The sequence below is a fragment of the Dermacoccus sp. CCH2-D9 genome, assembly GCF_001556795.1.
Lineage (GTDB): Bacteria > Actinomycetota > Actinomycetes > Actinomycetales > Dermatophilaceae > Dermacoccus > Dermacoccus nishinomiyaensis.
Map to the genome: position 1 here is coordinate 24,236 of NZ_LSJT01000004.1, position 14,508 is coordinate 38,743.

Annotated in this window: 16 protein-coding genes; 3 read left to right on the top strand and 13 right to left on the bottom strand. The window is 71.1% G+C overall.

Annotation, left to right across the window (positions count from 1 at the left end; genetic code table 11):
* Positions 1-177 precede the first annotated feature (177 nt).
* Complete coding sequence (locus AX669_RS00310; RefSeq protein WP_062255863.1) at positions 178-1,461, bottom strand: class I SAM-dependent RNA methyltransferase; 1,284 nt, start codon at positions 1,459-1,461, stop codon at positions 178-180.
* 84 nt (positions 1,462-1,545) lie between these two features.
* Between AX669_RS00310 and AX669_RS00315 the strand changes: the two genes are divergently transcribed.
* Positions 1,546-2,286: a TrkA family potassium uptake protein gene (locus tag AX669_RS00315; RefSeq protein ID WP_006945206.1), complete on the top strand. Its 741-nt coding sequence runs from the start codon at positions 1,546-1,548 to the stop codon at positions 2,284-2,286.
* Between the two features lie 41 nt (positions 2,287-2,327).
* Complete coding sequence (locus AX669_RS00320; RefSeq protein ID WP_062255865.1) at positions 2,328-3,029, top strand: TrkA family potassium uptake protein; 702 nt, start codon at positions 2,328-2,330, stop codon at positions 3,027-3,029.
* Positions 3,030-3,060: 31 nt separating this feature from the next.
* On the opposite strand, the gene AX669_RS00325 is transcribed toward AX669_RS00320, so the two are convergent.
* The 8 genes from AX669_RS00325 to AX669_RS00360 all read right to left on the bottom strand — a co-directional run bounded on the left by AX669_RS00325 (position 3,061) and on the right by AX669_RS00360 (position 8,618).
* Positions 3,061-3,834: a DUF3159 domain-containing protein gene (locus tag AX669_RS00325; protein WP_062255867.1), complete on the bottom strand. Its 774-nt coding sequence runs from the start codon at positions 3,832-3,834 to the stop codon at positions 3,061-3,063.
* Positions 3,831-4,229, bottom strand: coding sequence for an OB-fold nucleic acid binding domain-containing protein (locus tag AX669_RS00330; RefSeq protein WP_051805820.1), 399 nt, complete (start codon positions 4,227-4,229; stop codon positions 3,831-3,833). Before AX669_RS00330 ends, AX669_RS00325 begins: the two co-directional genes overlap by 4 nt.
* On the bottom strand, positions 4,229-5,095 hold the full coding sequence (locus AX669_RS00335) for a DUF3710 domain-containing protein (protein ID WP_062255869.1): 867 nt from the start codon (positions 5,093-5,095) through the stop codon (positions 4,229-4,231). Before AX669_RS00335 ends, AX669_RS00330 begins: the two co-directional genes overlap by 1 nt.
* Before the next feature lie 2 nt (positions 5,096-5,097).
* Positions 5,098-5,583: a dUTP diphosphatase gene (dut, locus tag AX669_RS00340; RefSeq protein ID WP_062255871.1), complete on the bottom strand. Its 486-nt coding sequence runs from the start codon at positions 5,581-5,583 to the stop codon at positions 5,098-5,100.
* Between the two features lie 2 nt (positions 5,584-5,585).
* Positions 5,586-5,882 (bottom strand): DUF4193 domain-containing protein, encoded by a 297-nt coding sequence (locus tag AX669_RS00345; RefSeq protein ID WP_006945221.1) that lies wholly within the window; start codon positions 5,880-5,882, stop codon positions 5,586-5,588.
* 99 nt (positions 5,883-5,981) lie between these two features.
* Positions 5,982-6,860, bottom strand: coding sequence for an inositol monophosphatase family protein (locus AX669_RS00350; RefSeq protein ID WP_062255873.1), 879 nt, complete (start codon positions 6,858-6,860; stop codon positions 5,982-5,984).
* Positions 6,861-6,864: 4 nt separating this feature from the next.
* Positions 6,865-7,983, bottom strand: a complete 1,119-nt coding sequence (locus AX669_RS00355) for a ferrochelatase (RefSeq protein WP_062255875.1) — start codon at positions 7,981-7,983, stop codon at positions 6,865-6,867.
* Positions 7,980-8,618 carry a trimeric intracellular cation channel family protein gene (locus tag AX669_RS00360; protein WP_062255877.1) on the bottom strand — a complete coding sequence of 213 codons (639 nt, stop codon included), beginning with the start codon at positions 8,616-8,618 and terminating at the stop codon, positions 7,980-7,982. The genes AX669_RS00355 and AX669_RS00360 overlap by 4 nt, the downstream gene beginning before the upstream one ends.
* Positions 8,619-8,705: 87 nt before the next feature.
* Between AX669_RS00360 and sepH the strand changes: the two genes are divergently transcribed.
* Positions 8,706-10,421, top strand: coding sequence for a septation protein SepH (gene sepH, locus AX669_RS00365; protein ID WP_062255879.1), 1,716 nt, complete (start codon positions 8,706-8,708; stop codon positions 10,419-10,421).
* Here sepH and AX669_RS00370 read toward each other — a convergent pair.
* From AX669_RS00370 to AX669_RS00385, 4 genes are read right to left on the bottom strand one after another with little or no spacing between them, the layout of a single operon-like run.
* Positions 10,390-12,009, bottom strand: coding sequence for an MFS transporter (locus AX669_RS00370; protein ID WP_062255881.1), 1,620 nt, complete (start codon positions 12,007-12,009; stop codon positions 10,390-10,392). The two genes, sepH and AX669_RS00370, sit on opposite strands and share 32 nt — an antisense overlap.
* A 6-nt stretch (positions 12,010-12,015) precedes the next feature.
* Positions 12,016-12,741: a thymidine kinase gene (locus tag AX669_RS00375; RefSeq protein WP_062255883.1), complete on the bottom strand. Its 726-nt coding sequence runs from the start codon at positions 12,739-12,741 to the stop codon at positions 12,016-12,018.
* An 11-nt stretch (positions 12,742-12,752) separates the two neighbouring features.
* Complete coding sequence (locus AX669_RS00380) at positions 12,753-13,871, bottom strand: alkaline phosphatase family protein (RefSeq protein WP_038567839.1); 1,119 nt, start codon at positions 13,869-13,871, stop codon at positions 12,753-12,755.
* A gap of 8 nt (positions 13,872-13,879) precedes the next feature.
* Positions 13,880-14,482, bottom strand: a complete 603-nt coding sequence (locus AX669_RS00385) for a DUF5998 family protein (protein ID WP_062255913.1) — start codon at positions 14,480-14,482, stop codon at positions 13,880-13,882.
* Between the last annotated feature and the right edge of the window lie 26 nt (positions 14,483-14,508).

Below are 14,508 nucleotides of genomic sequence, written 5' to 3' on the forward strand. Positions count from 1 at the left end.
AATCAAATCACACGCCGGGAACGGGCCTCAGCAAAGGCATGCCTAACTTCGACAGCCCCGTCGTGACGCCGCTCTCACGATCGATCGTAGGCCGATCCGACGCGCCTGTCTGCCCGTGCGCACACTTGGTCGCGCCTGTTCCTGCTCACTGCCGTCGCGCCGAAGAACGGCTGACGATCAACCCCGCGGACGCAGCGTCGCGATGCACTCGATGTGCTGCGTCATCGGGAACGCGTCGAAGCCGCGCAGGTTCGTCAGCTCGTACCCGTGCGACACGAAGTAGCCGAGGTCGCGCGCGAGTGCCGCCGGGTCGCACGCCACGTACGTGACGACGCGCGGTGCGAGGCCGACGATCGTCGCGACGACATCGCGTCCGGCACCGGCGCGCGGTGGGTCGAGGACGACGACGTCGGCGCGCTCCAGCGGCAGGCGCGCCTTCTCCACGGGTGAGGTGAGGAGGTCGACGTGGCGCGCACCGCCCATGTTGGTGCGCGCGTGGTCGACTGCGTCCGCGTCGGCTTCGACACCGACGACGCGCCCGTCAGGCCCGACGAGGTCGGCGAGCGCCCGCGTGAACAGGCCGACACCGCAGTACAGATCGAGGGCGCTCTCCCCCGGCTGCGGGTCGGTCTCGTCGATGACGGCGTCGAGGAACGTCGCCGCGGCGCCCGGGTGGACCTGCCAGAAACCGCGGGCACTGACGTCGAACTCCGCACTGCCGTGCGCCGATTCGACGACCTCGCGGACGGTCGGCGTGATCTCACCCCTCGGCTGAGGCAGTTCGATGCCGATGATGTCGTCGCCGACACTCGGGCGCACCAGGTCGAACCCGGTGACGCCGGCGTCGAAGCGTTCGTGCAGGGCGGGTGTGAACCCGGCATCGGCGATGAGGCAGTCGTCGATCTCGACGAGGCGGTGCGAGCGGTGCTCACGCAGTCCGGCCACGCCACCGTCGACGGCGAGTTCCAGGCGGGTGCGCCAGCGCAGACCTTCGGCTATCGGGCCGTCACCGGGCAGGGCCTCGACGGTGAAGTCGGGGAAGCGTGCGTCAACATCGAGCTTCGCGATGCGGGTGAGCTGTTCGCGCACGACGTCGGCCTTGAGGCGGCGCTGCGCGTCGAGACTCGCGTGCTGCCAGTCGCAGCCCCCACACAGGCCCGGCCCGGAGAACGGGCACGGCGGCGTCACCCGATCCGGTGAGGCGCTGAGGATCTCGATGGCGTCGGCGCGCAGGAACTTGGACTCGCTCGTGCCGTCCGTGATGCGCGCGACGACGCGCTCCCCCGGCAGCGCGTGCCGCACGAACACGACGCGCCCGTCGTGACGCGCGACGCAGTGACCACCGTGCGCGACGTTCTCGACGTCGAGCTCGAGGCGCTGCCCCTCCATCGCAGTGCCCTTGCGAGTGCGTCGACGGTTCTGCGCGCTGCGGCGCCCGGGTGCGGTGCGAGAGGTTGCCATACGCCCCAGGGTTCCTGTCGTCGCCGCGAAACGCAACGAAGGTGGGCTTGGCTCGGATGGACACGGCTTCGATAAGGTCGAAGCGTGCACTACGTCATCATGGGTTGCGGTCGCGTCGGCTCCTACCTCGCGCGCAACCTCCAGGACGCCGGCCACTCCGTCGCCGTCGTCGACCGCGACGAGGCGGCGTTCCGTCGCCTGCCGAGCTCGTTCGAGGGCAGGCGTGTCGTCGGCATCGGTTTCGACCGCGACACCCTCGTCGCCGCGGGCATCGAGCAGGCGTATGCGTTCGCCGCCGTGTCCAGCGGCGACAACTCGAACATCCTCGCCGCACGCGTCGCGCGCGAGACGTACGGCGTCGACCACGTCGTCGCCCGTATCTACGACCCGGGCCGCGCCGAGATCTACGAGCGCCTCGGCATCCCGACCGTCGCGACGGTGCGCTGGGCCGCCGACCAGGTGATGCGGCGGCTCGTACCGCAGCAGGCCGTCACGGTCCACCAGGACCGTACGGGCAGCGTCAGCATCGTCGACATGCCCGTGGACGCCGCGTGGATCGGCACCCGCTACCGCGACCTCGAAGCCGCGACGGGCACGCGCGTCGCGTACGTCGCGCGCACCGGCACGGCGCTGCTTCCGCGCGAGGATCTCGTGCATCAGGACGGCGACACCGTGCATCTCGTCCTCGCCACCCGCGACGTCGAGCGTGTCGAGGCCGTGCTCGCGGCACCGCCGTCGAGCATCACGGGTGTGCGCCCTGCGTCGTCAGGAACCGCGTCCTCCGGACATGCAGAAGCGTCCAACCCGACGACCCGCCGGCCCTGAGTCGACCCGCCGCCCGTCCGATCCGAACCGAAAGGCCCAGCATGCGCGTCGTCCTCGTCGGAGCAGGCAGCGTCGGACGTTCCATCGCCCGCGAACTACTGCTCAACGACCACCAGGTGCTACTCATCGACAAGTACGCTCGCGAGTCCCGCGTGCAGTCGATTCCGGAGGCCACCTGGCTGCTCGCCGACGCGTGCGAGGTCACGACGCTGCACGAGGCCCAGCTCGAGGCAGCCGACGTCGTGGTCTGCGCGACCGGTGACGACAAGGTCAATCTCGTCGTCTCTCTGCTCGCCAAGACCGAGTTCGGCGTGCCGCGCACCGTCGCACGCGTCAACAACCCGAAGAACGAGTGGATGTTCGACGACGGCTGGGGCGTCGACGTCGCCGTCTCGACGCCGCGGCTCATGACGGCGCTCGTCGAGGAGGCCGTCAGCGTCGGTGACCTCGTGCGCCTGTTCGAGTTCCAGCAGGGCAAAGCGACGATGGTCGAGCTGACGCTGCCCGCTCACGCGCCGTTCGTCGGCAGCCGCGTCGACGAGGTGCACCTGCCCGCCGACTGCGTGCTCGTCGGCATCATCCGCGACCAGCTGCCCATCGCACCGAGCCCCCACGACACCCTGCATGCCCTCGACGAACTGCTGTTCCTCGCGACCCCGTCGGCCGAGCGCGAGCTCGCGGCGACGCTGACGGGCCGGCGCCCCGAGGAGATCTCGACGGTGCACTCCGGCCCGCAGGCCTGAGGCCGCTCCGGGCTCGCGGCAGCGACGTTCGTCAGCGACCCTCGTCGACCTCGGCGGGCCGGATGTTCCTCCCGCGCCCGAGGTTCTCCTCACGGGCGATGTCTTCGACGTGCTCGGCGTGTTCAAGGCGCTCGTGGCCCTCGGGGTCGTCGTGCAGCAGCGGGTCGTGCGACTCGAGCGGCGTCTCACCCTTGACGAGCAACAACACCATGAGCCCGAGCGCCGCGAGGTACAGCGGCCAACCGAGCACGATCTTGCAGACGCCGAGCGCGGTGACGTCGTCGGCGAGGTACAGCGGCACCATGACGGCGAGACGGATGGCGAACAGCGCGGCGAACACCCACGTCAGGCGCGTGCAGACGCGCACCATCGAGTGGCTGCGCTGCCATGCCGTCGGGTCGTCCTTGAGGTTCGGGTCGCCGCCCGCGACGATGAAGCCCACGAGCGGCCAGCGCACGGCGATCGACAGCACGCTGATCGCGAGCATGACGCCGCCCTGGATGAGCCCAGGCAGGAACACGTCGGAGGCGTGCCCGGAGCGCTTCGCGAGGAACGCCGCGAGGGCCGTCGCGAACGCCGCCATGAGCACGAACCTCAGCGTCTGACGCTGCACGAGACGCAGTAGCGCGGCGAGGACGAGAACGGCGCCGGCGGCCAGCAACGCGGCGTTGAGGTTCTTCGTCGCCGTCCACACGATGACGAAGGCGACGGTCGGCAGCGCGGCCTCACAGGAACCGCGCCAGCCGCCCATCGCGGTCGACAACCGCTCGCGGATGACGGCCTCGACGGTGTTCGGTGCGTTCACGGCTGCTCCTCGGTGCGTGGGCTCGGCACCAGTTCGTACGCGGGGTTGAAGATGGCAGGCCGGGTGCGGTGCGTCGCGGCGAGACCGCGCGCCCGCACGACGACACCGGGCTCGATGCCGCCGATGTGGCGTCGCCCCAACCACACGAGCGCGACCTCGTCGCCGTCCGCCTCGCGGACCTGGGCGACGACGGCGGGCACGTGACCGTCCGCGGCTCGCTCGTCGACGGAGGCGATGACGCCCTCGACGACGCGCGGTGTGCGCACCGGCGCGAGGCCCGGCATCGACGCCGGTTCGCGTTCCGGTGGCGAGTCGAGGCGGTGCGAGCCTCGCCGGCGCTCGACGCGGCGTCGCAACCCGGTGGGCGCGACGCGGCGCGCGAGCCACGGACGCATCAGCGGGTCTCCGTGATCTCCGGGCCGCGCTCGAGGGGGCCGACGGTGGAGGCGTCGGTGTGCTGTTCGTGCTCCTGCGCGCTCGCCTGAGCCTGCGCCATGAGCTCGGGCGGCAACGTCAGTTCGAGCAGTTCGCGCGGGGCGCGCGGGTCGGAACCACGGTGCACGACGACGGTGCGGACGAACTCCATCGCGCGGGCTGCGGCCTCGTCGTCAGTGGCTGCGTCACCGGAGAGGACGGCGCGCAGGAACCAGCGCGGGCCGTCGACGCCGACGAAACGAGCCGGCGAGAACGTCGTGCGTCCGTCGGGTCCCTGGCTGGGCATCCGCACGTGCAGTTCCGTGCCGAGCGGTCCGTCGACCTCCTCGGCCGTGCCTCCGCCGGCGACGATCGCCTCGGCGATCTCGCGCCGGATGCCGTACCAGACGCCCGTCGTCTTGGGCGCGGCGAACACCTGCAGCTGCACCGCAGACGTGCCGGCCTCGCCGAAGACGGCCGTCATGCCCGTGAGGGTCTGGGACGTCTCGTCGACGTCGAGGCGCAACTCGATGTCCGCGGTCGGCACGAGGCGCAGCGAACCGAAGTCCATCTCATCGCGCGTCGGGGCCGAGGCGGAGTCGAAGGGGCCGTCGCTCAGGTCGACCTCCTCCCGCGGACGCAGCTTCGAACGGCGTCGGCGCGCAGCCTCGTCGTCCTCGGCGCTCGGCTCGTCGAGGTCGACAGCCTCGGCATCGAGGTCGCCGGCGTCGAGGTCATCAACGTCCGTGGAAGCGTCGTCAGCGGGCGTGGTCGGTTCGACCTCTTCGCTCGTCGCAGCGTCCTGCGCCGCGTCGGCGCCCTTCTTGCGTCGTCCGAAAACGGCCATGTTCACTTTCCCTCTCGCTGGGGCGCGCGCCCCGTGTCGAAACCACCGCTGGAGCCGTGGCCGGATTCACCGCGTTGCGTGCTCGTCAGCGATTCGACGTGCTCGAACACCACGGGCTCGACGCGCTGGATGACGAGCTGGGCGATGCGATCGCCGCGTGAGATCGTGAAGGACTCGCGCGCGTCGGTGTTGATGAGGTTGACCTGGATCTCGCCGCGATACCCCGAGTCGACGACGCCCGGTGCGTTGAGCACCGTGATGCCGTGGCGCGCCGCGAGCCCCGAGCGGGGGTGCACGAAACCGGCCCAGCCAGGCGGCAGTGCGAGCGCGACGCCCGTCGGGACGAGCGCACGGTGGCCGGGCGCGAGCGTCAGGCCGATGCGGGCACGCAGGTCGGCGCCCGCATCACCGTCGTAGGCGTAGGCGAGCGGCTCGAGACCGGCGTCGAGCTGGAGCACCTCGACGTGCAGGGCTTCGGCGGCACTCATCCTCAGGCGCAGTCGCTGCAGACCGGCAGGCCGCCGTCTTCCTCGGCGAGCTGGCTGCGGTGGTGGACGAGGAAGCACTTGCTGCAGGTGAACTCGTCGGCCTGACGCGGCAGGACGCGGACGGACAGCTCTTCGCCGGACAGGTCGGCTCCCGGCAGCTCGAAGCCTTCGGCGTGCTCGGTCTCGTCGACGTCGACGCTGCCGGACGACTTGTCGGTGCGCCGGGACTTCAGCTCCTCGATCGAATCCTCGTTGACGTCGTCGTCGTTCTTGCGGGGGGCATCGTAATCAGTTGCCATCAGTGTTCTTTCTTCGCTGCGTGCGTGATGGTGGGCGAAGCGCCCCCATCACTTGATTCCCCGCTGTAACGCGCGGCTGAGCCATTTTGTGCCCGCATACTAACGCGCCGCGGGGAAAAGGCAACCGCGAAGCGCCTCGTGAATCTTCGGGGTCGACGCGACGGCCATGGTCTTACCCGCGGGAAGCCCGGGCATGCCGCTCATGAGAGCGCCCGCCTCGGTTGCGATGACCTGGCCGGCGGCCTGATCCCAGGCGTTGATCCCCGACTCGTAGTACGCGTCGAGAATGCCCTCAGCGACGAAGCACAGGTCGATGGCGGCCGCGCCGGCGCGACGCACGTCACGCACCTGCGGCAGCAACGATGCGAGCATCTGCCCCTGCTCGCGGCGTTTGTCGGCCTCGTAGCCGAACCCGGTGCCGACGAGGGCAAGCTCGAGCCGCTTGCACCCGCTGACGGCGAGTGGGCGTCGCCGTCCCGCCCGGTCGACGACCTCGGCGCCCTGGCCGTGGCCCGCGACGTACGTGCGATCCAGCTCCGGCACCGCGACGGCGCCCGCGACCGGCAGCCATGCGCCCTCGCGGGCGGTGTCGCCGACGCACACGGCGACGGAGACGGCGTAGAACGGGTGGCCGTAGAGGTAGTTGACGGTGCCGTCGATCGGGTCGATGACCCACGTCAGCCCGGACGTGCCGGCGCTCGCGCCGTCCTCCTCACCGAGGATGGCGTCGTCGGGGCGCGCCGCGGCGATACGCGCGCGCAGCAGTTCTTCGCTGCGACGGTCCATGACGGTGACGACGTCGACCTCGCTCGACTTCGTGTCGGCGACGCCGAGCGCGTCGGGGCGTTCGTCGACGATGAGCTCGCCCGCCTCGCGCGCGAGATCGAACGCGAAATCGCGCAACACGCGCACCGTCGCGTCATCCGGCACGAGGTGCGTCAGCGCGCCGAGGCCGCGCTCGCCGGCCTGTTCGCTCACCGCGTCAGTCCCGGCCGCACAGCGCGGGCTTCGTGGCGCGCAGGTTGGGGCAGCAGCCGGGTTCGCAGACGCTGGGCCGCGCCTCACCGGGCCACGCGGGGTGCTCGGGCGATTCGCCGCGTGTCTCCGCGGCGCGTTCCTCGAGCAGGTCGACGAGGCCGTGGACGAACTCGGGGTCGACGCCGACCGTAGGCACGCGACGCATCGTCAGCCCCAGGCGCTCGGCGGTCTCGGCGGCCTCGGTGTCGAGGTCGAACGCGACCTCCATGTGGTCGGAGACGAACCCGATCGGCGCGACGACGACGTGCGTCACACCGCGCTCGGCGAGGTTCTCGAGGTGGTCGTTGATGTCCGGTTCGAGCCACGGCTGCGACGGCGGGCCCGAACGCGAGCAGTACACGAGCGCACCTTCGAGCTCGCGTGACAGCGTCGCGTTGGCCTCCGAGAGGATCGCCGCGCCCAGCTCGTCGTGCTGCTGCCAGTACAGGTTGCCGTCGCCGTCACCGGGGCCGGAAGTGTCGTCCATCGCGAGCGGGATCGAGTGGGTGACGAACACGACCTGCACCTGCTCGTCGGCAACGCCCGCGAACTCACGCAGGGCGTCCGTCACGAGGCGCGTGTTGGTGCGCGCGAAGCTCGGGTGCGTCGCGAACTGACGCACCTTGTCGATGCTCAAGGCACCCTCGGGGACGCTGCCGTCCTCGGACAGCTCGTGCGAGGCCGCCGCGAGATCCTCGCGGTACTGACGGCACGAACTGTAGGAGGAGTAGGCGCTCGTCGTCAGCGTGACGACGCGGCGCGCGCCGCCAGCGTACGCCTCGCGCAGCGTGTCGGCGAGGAACGGTTCGGAGTTGCGGTTGCCCCACACGATCGGCGTCGTGATGCCGCGACGCTCGAACTCGGCGCGCAGCGCCGCGATGAGGGCACGGTTCTGATCGTTGATGGGGCTGCGCCCACCCATGATCTCGTAGTGGTGCGCGACGTCGGCGAGCCGCTCGTCGGGGATGCCGCGCCCGGCCGTCACGCGGCGCAGGAACGGCATGATCTCGTCGGCCTTCTCGGGGCCGCCGAACGAGGCAAGCAGCACCGCGTCGTAGGGCTCGAGGGCGTTCGCTTCGGTCATGGGCGATCTCCTGTTCGAAGGGGCTGCGGCGCGTTGAGGTCGAGGATGACGGCCACGATGCGCAGCACGAAGACGATGACGACGCAGCACCACAGTACGGGCACGCTGTAGTGGTGGCTCTCGTGGGCCACGACGACGAGGGACGAACCGAGCAGCGCCGGCACCGCGTACAACTCGCGGCGCAGCACCTCGGGGACCTGGCCGACGATGACGTCACGCATGAGCCCGCCGCCGACAGCCGTCAGCACGCCGACGAAGATCGACGTCGTCGCACCCATCCCGTACGCCAGCGCCTTGATCGATCCGGCGACGCAGAACAGGGCGAGGCCCGCGGCGTCGAGGATGCGCACGAGGCGCGCGATGCGGCTCACCTCGGGGTGCAGGACGAACGCACAGATGCCGGCGAGCACGCAGACGCCCATGAGGCGCCAGTCGCTGACGCCGACGGGCGGCGTCTGGCCGATGAGCAGGTCGCGCAGCACCCCGCCGCCGAGGCCTGACATGCCGGCGAGGACGATGACGCCGAGTACGTCGAGGCGTTTGCGCACCCCGACGAGCCCGCCCGACAGGGCGAAGACGAAGACGCCGACGAGGTCGAGGACGAGCTGCAACGAGTGGCTTTGCGTGAGCACCATGGCAGGCGACACGCTACCGCGGGCGGGGCGGCCTCCCGGAATCGTTCGTGGGAGCATGGCAGGGTAACGCCCAAGGTCTGGTTACGGATGGAGTTCGTCGTGCAGGAATTGCGTTTGGTGGGGGTCGCGGAAGACGGGGCGAACCTCCTGCTCGCCGACGGTGACGGCGGGCGCTTCACCCTCGCCATCACCGACGAGCTGCGCACGACGATCCGGCGCGATCGTCGTGAGCCGGCCAGCGCCGACCGCCAGGCCAAGCAGGAGAACCCGCTGCGTCCGCGCGACGTGCAGGGCCTCATTCGCGGCGGCGTGCCGCTCGAGGAGATCGCCGAGCGCGCCGGCTGGTCGCTCGAGAAGGTGCAGCGCTACGAGGGCCCGATCCGCGCCGAGCGCGACTACGTCTCCGAACTTGCCCAGAGGGTGCAACTGTTCGGTCGCGGTGAGACGACGACGCTGCGCGAGCGCGCCGACCGCCGTCTCGCCGAACGCGGCGTCGAGGCCGAGCGCGTCGTGTGGGACAGCTGGAAGAACGACGACACGCACTGGACCGTCATCGTGCGTTTCCCCGCAGGCGGCCGTCAGCGCGAAGCGACGTGGCTGTTCGACCCGGTCAACCGCGCGCTGCGCACCGTCGACGACGAGGCCCGTTGGCTCGGCGGCGACGAGATCGCCGCGGCCGACGAGGATTCCCCGCAGCGTCAGAAGGCCGCCGCCCGCAAGGGCGGCGCCCGCACGCACCGTGACGCGCCCGTCTACGACGTCGAGGCCGAAGGTGGCCTCGCCGATGCCCAGGACCCGCACCTCGGTGCGCGCCTGTCACCCTCCGACCCGCGCGCCGGCGCCGGTGACCTCACCGCGTCGATGCGCGCACGTCAGGCCAGCCGCGGCCGTGGCCGCTCGTCGTCGCAGCGTTCGAGCGGCGGCGCGGGCACGACGTCGGCGACGTCACGGGCCACCCAGTTGCCGGCGTCGATGGCACCGACCGAACGCACCGAGCGCATCGACGTGGGCACGACTCCCCCGCCGCTGCCCTCTCACCCGCGTCCCGAAGAACTCACCGAATCCGGCGACGAGTCGCGTGAGGCGCCCGTGAATACCGCTGGGGGCAAACGTGATTCGTCGGGTCGTGACGGCGACGCCGTCACGAACGATGCGGTGACGACGAGTGCCGCGGGTTCTGGTGCCGACGCTCGGGGCGTGACCGGCGCGAGCGACGACGACTCGCACGCCGGCGCGCAGAGTGACGACACGAACAGCGAGACGTCGCACCATGTAGACGTCGACGAGGCGTCCGGCAAGGCCGCGCGCGGCTCCCGTCGTCGCAAGTCGCGCCGCCCGCGCGCCCGCGTCGAACAGGCATCTGTGCGTGGCGCACTGCGCGATGACGACGACGAGCACGACGAGTCGCTCTTCGGCGAACTGCCCGGCCACCACGACGGTGGCGACGTCTACGAGGACGATGCCATCGACGCGGAGCACGACGGCGAACACGAGTTCGATGACGTCGCGACCGACTCGTCCGCGGAATTCGACGACGAGGTAGCGGCACAGGCCGAGAACGAGTCTTCCGACGATGCCGAGATGAGCGCGTCGGCGGCCCACGAGGAAACCTCCGGCACCGACACCCGCGAAGCTGCGCCGACGAAGAACGACACCACATCGAGGGACGCGTCGTCGAAGGACACCTCGAAGGGCGCCTCGCCCGCGGTGCCGCCGCGCGCGAGTCAGAGCCGCAAGAGCTCGCGTCCGAGCGTGCCGAGCTGGGACGACATCATGTTCGGGGGCCGCGGCCCCAAGAAGTGAGGCGCGGACCGCGCCCTGCGTTCCATGCGACGACGAGTGCGGTCCACGTCAGCAGCACGACCGCGGCGGCGTACATGCCGATCGTCGCGTCGGTCGGGATGATGCAGGCGAAGATGCCGCCGAGCACCCACGCGAGCTGCAGCACCGTCTCCGATCGCGCGAAGGCGCTGGTGCGCACGGCCTCGGCGAGATGGTCCTGGATCAGCGTGTCGAGCGCCAGTTTGCCGAGCGCCTGCCCGAGGCCGGCGACGAGCCCGACGATGACGGCCGTCATGAGATCGAAGTGCACCGCGGCGACGACGACGGCCGCGGTGTCCGCGAGCAGGCACGCGAGGATGACGACGCGCGGCGCGAGCGCGCGCACGACAGCTCCGGCAACGGAACCGAGCGCGTTGCCGATGGCGGCGGCGCCGACGACGATGGCGAGCAGCGTCGTCACCTTGTCCTCCCACCCGGGCAGCGGATGGGTCTTCATGAGGAACGCCATGAACATCGTGAGGAAGCCGCTGACCCAGCGCAGCCCGGTGTTCGTGCGCAGCGCAGCGACGACGGCGGGCGGCATCGTCAGCTTCGGGGCGCGCAGTGAACCGTCGTGGCGGTCGGAGTCGATGTTCGCCGGCAGCAGGATGGCGAGGATGGTGCCGAACACGAACAGCAGGAACGCGGCGCGGAACGCCCACGTCGCCCCGAACAGCGCGGCCGCGCCACCGGCGAGCGGGCCACCGATCGTCGCGCCCGTGACGCCCGCGAGGCTCATGCGGCTGTTGGCGCGCACGAGGGTCATTCCGTCGGGCAGCAACCGCGGCGTCGCCGATGATCGGGTGACGATGTAGGCCTTGCTCGCGACGAGGATGGCGAGCGCCGCGGGGAACTGCCAGACGGAGTCGCGTTCGATCGCGTCGGCGAGCACCCAGCACAGGAAGCCGCGCAGCGCGAACGTCGCACCCATCGCCCACCGACGACCGTGACGATAGCGGTCGAGCAGCGGTCCGACGAGGGGCGCGACGATGGCGAACGGCAGCATCGTGAGCACGAGGAAGAGCACGACGTGGCTCTTCGCCTCCCCCGGCTGGGCGGAGATGAACAGCGTCCCGGCGAGTCCGACGGTGACGGCGGCGTCCCCGGCGTTCGACAGCGCGTGCACCTCCATGAGGCGCCCCAGGCCGCTCTCGCCGGCGCCCTGGGCGTTGCTCGCGCGGCGGGCCGCGCGCAGGGACGCCTTCGTCGCCCCCGCGCTCAGGCGAGCAGCACCACGCACGCCCTGGCCGGCGAGGCGCCCCGCGGCGAGTGCGCCACCGGCCATGCGTCGGGCGTTGTCGGATGCGGACGTTCCGGCCGTGCCCTGGGTGGCGTCAGGCGCCGGGCCGTCCGTCTCGTCGCCTCGATTCGATGCAGCCGCGCGTGCGAGCTCGCGCGTCTCGTCCAGCTCCCGGGCGTCACCGCGCGCGGTCGTCTCGTCCCACCCGCGGGTGTCATCGTCCGCGGCGGGTCGCCCGGCGCGCCAACTCGGAGCGTACGAACCGCGCGCCCAGTACGGCGTCTTGTCGTCGGCGTCGTCGTCTCGAGGGCCGGAGCCTGGCGTGGACATGGCGAGTCAGGGGCCTTCGTGTGCCGTCGACGATTCGCCCGCAGGCTCGGACGCGACGAACGTCGAGGCGGGCACCGGGCAGACGTCGAGGTCGAACGGCATCTGCTGCGCCCCGATCGTGCGCGCGGCATGTGACGTCATCCGACGCATGAAGTGGCGACGACACAGCACCTCGTACTCGACGAGCGGCGTCTCGCCCTGGTCGCCGGTGTCGCCGACGACGACCTGCTCGCCCTCGACGACCATCGTGCCGTCGACGACGCGGGCGTTGTGCGTCGCGCGCTTGCCGCACCAGCACAACGCCTCGACCTGCAGCAGCTGTGTGCGGTCGGCGAGTTCGAACAGGCGACGCGAGCCGGGGAACAGTTGGGTCTTGAAGTCGGCGGTGATGCCGAACGCGAAGACGTCGACGTCGAGTTCGTCGACGACGCGCGCGAGCTGATCGATCTGCTCGGGCTCGTAGAACTGCACCTCGTCGGCGATGACGTAGTCGAGCTCGCCGAGGGTGACGCGCGCGGAGACGGCGAGATCCCACAGGTCGAGGCCGGCGTTCACCTCGAGGGCCTCGCGGCGCAGGCCGAGGCGGGAGGAGATGACGGCCTCACCGGCGCGGTCGTGCTGGGTGAGGACGATGCCGCGACGGCCGCGCGCGGCATGGTTGTGATCCATCTGCAGCGCCAGCGTCGACTTGCCGCAATCCATCGTTCCGGTGAAAAACACGAGCTCAGCCACGGTTAGTCACCCTAGCGCGCGCCGAGGTGGAGGAACGGCACGTCGAGTTCGTCGGGCGTCATCGCACCGTGCTGGCCGAGCAGCGTGAGCACGCGGTCGCTCATGACACGCGAGTCGACGTACCCGCGTGCGCTCGTGACGGAGACGACGACGTCGCCGAAGCGTCCGGCGGTGGCGGGATCGAGCGCGCCGACCCAGCCGGCGTCGGCGAGCTGTTCGCGGGTGAAGACGTGTCCGTGCGCGCCGATCTCGGCGCGCCAACGCGACTCGACGTCCGCGAGCGCCCCCGGCTCGACGTACAGGTGCAGCGCGCGCATCTCTCCCCCGACGCGTCGGACGCCGTCTCGCAGGTGCGGCGTCGTCGCGATGTCGACGCGCGCGTCGAGGGGGACGTCGACCATGCCGTGGTCGGCGGTCAGCGTGAGAGACGTGCCCGCGGGGCGCCCGAAGTCGAGGCGCGCCATCGCGTCGTCGAACACGGCGAGCTCGTGCGCCCACTGCGGCGAGCCGACGCCGTGGACGTGGCCGGCCTTGTCGATCTCGCCCCAGTAGAGGTAGACGAGTCGGTGACCGCGCCGGGTGGCGGCCAGCGCCGCGTCGACGCGGTCGTCGAGCCCCTCGGCCGGGTAGAACGTCGCGCCGCGCAGGGCGGCGTTCGTCAGGCCCGAGCCGTCGAAGTAGCCGGGTCCGATCATGGCGGGACGCAGCCCGGCGGCGTCGGCGCGTTCGAACACCGTCGGGTTCGGTTGCCACGCCTGCGGATTCGGCCCGTCCTTCCACGTCAGCTCGTTGAACACGCGCCCCGTCGCGGGGTCGACGACGAGGTAGCCGGCCAGGCCGTGCGCACCGGGGGGCAGGCCGGTGCCGAACGTGCCCATCGACGTCGCCGTCGTCGTCGGGAAGCCCGCGGCGAGGGTCTGCATCCGCTCGAGGTGCTCGCGCAGGAACGGTGCGTGCGCGCTCTGACGGCGCAGCAGCCGCGCGCCCAGCCCGTCGGCGAGGACGACGATCGCCGCGCGCGCCTGCGGCAGCTTGCGCCCGGCCCCCGCGAACGCGACGGGGTCGAGGCTGCGTGCCACGGACGGCAGCACACCGGCGAGCCCGTCGGCGTCGTAGCGGGGAGCCTTCATCGCGGGCGTCAGCGGGCCGCGGAGCCGACGACGGCCGACAGGGCGTGAGCGAACGTCATCGCCTGCTGCAGGTGACCCTCTCCCTCGGCGTCGGCGGAGATGCGTAGGCTGATGTCGTCGCCGGTGATCGTGCCGTCGTAGCCGTGGTCGGCGTCGCAGTTCGGGTCGCCGCACGTCGCGGGCAGCAGGTCGATGCGGCTGATCGTGCCCCAGCCGATCGTCAGCGTCACCTCGCGCCCGAGGCTGCCGGAGCGGTAGCGCTCCGGGGAAGTGACGACGTGCGTCAGCGTCACGCCGCGCACGAACGACAGCGCGACCGTCTCCGATGTCGCCGTCACGGCCTGACGCGTCGAGCGCACACCCCCGGCGGCTGAGTCGTCGTGGTCGTCGGCGTGAACGATGACGAGCTTCGTCGGCGTCAGCACGAGCACCGTGATGTGACGCAGCAGTTCGTCCTGCTCGAAGGTCGTCTCCACGTGCACGAGGTGCTGGCGCACCTCGTCACCGGCGAGCGCGGTGGCCACGACGTCGCGCACGAGCGCAGGAAAGTAGCCGGCCTTGTCGATGGCACGAGCGAGGTCGGTGGGAAGGTTCTGAGCCATGCCTGCCATCATCCCATCCTGCGGCCCGCGCTCGC

Excerpts from the sequence above, each read along its gene's own strand:
- AX669_RS00370 (WP_062255881.1), bottom strand. The coding sequence starts at position 12,009 with ATGTCCACGCCAGGCTCCGGCCCTCGAGACGACGACGCCGACGACAAG.
- AX669_RS00355 (WP_062255875.1), bottom strand. The coding sequence starts at position 7,983 with ATGACCGAAGCGAACGCCCTCGAGCCCTACGACGCGGTGCTGCTTGCC.
- AX669_RS00335 (WP_062255869.1), bottom strand. The coding sequence starts at position 5,095 with ATGGCCGTTTTCGGACGACGCAAGAAGGGCGCCGACGCGGCGCAGGAC.
- AX669_RS00345 (WP_006945221.1), bottom strand. The coding sequence starts at position 5,882 with ATGGCAACTGATTACGATGCCCCCCGCAAGAACGACGACGACGTCAAC.
- AX669_RS00360 (WP_062255877.1), bottom strand. The coding sequence starts at position 8,618 with ATGGTGCTCACGCAAAGCCACTCGTTGCAGCTCGTCCTCGACCTCGTC.
- dut (WP_062255871.1), bottom strand. The coding sequence starts at position 5,583 with ATGAGTGCCGCCGAAGCCCTGCACGTCGAGGTGCTCCAGCTCGACGCC.
- AX669_RS00385 (WP_062255913.1), bottom strand. The coding sequence starts at position 14,482 with ATGGCAGGCATGGCTCAGAACCTTCCCACCGACCTCGCTCGTGCCATC.
- sepH (WP_062255879.1), top strand. The coding sequence starts at position 8,706 with ATGGAGTTCGTCGTGCAGGAATTGCGTTTGGTGGGGGTCGCGGAAGAC.
- AX669_RS00320 (WP_062255865.1), top strand. The coding sequence starts at position 2,328 with ATGCGCGTCGTCCTCGTCGGAGCAGGCAGCGTCGGACGTTCCATCGCC.
- AX669_RS00330 (WP_051805820.1), bottom strand. The coding sequence starts at position 4,229 with ATGCGTCCGTGGCTCGCGCGCCGCGTCGCGCCCACCGGGTTGCGACGC.
- AX669_RS00310 (WP_062255863.1), bottom strand. The coding sequence starts at position 1,461 with ATGGCAACCTCTCGCACCGCACCCGGGCGCCGCAGCGCGCAGAACCGT.
- AX669_RS00380 (WP_038567839.1), bottom strand. The coding sequence starts at position 13,871 with ATGAAGGCTCCCCGCTACGACGCCGACGGGCTCGCCGGTGTGCTGCCG.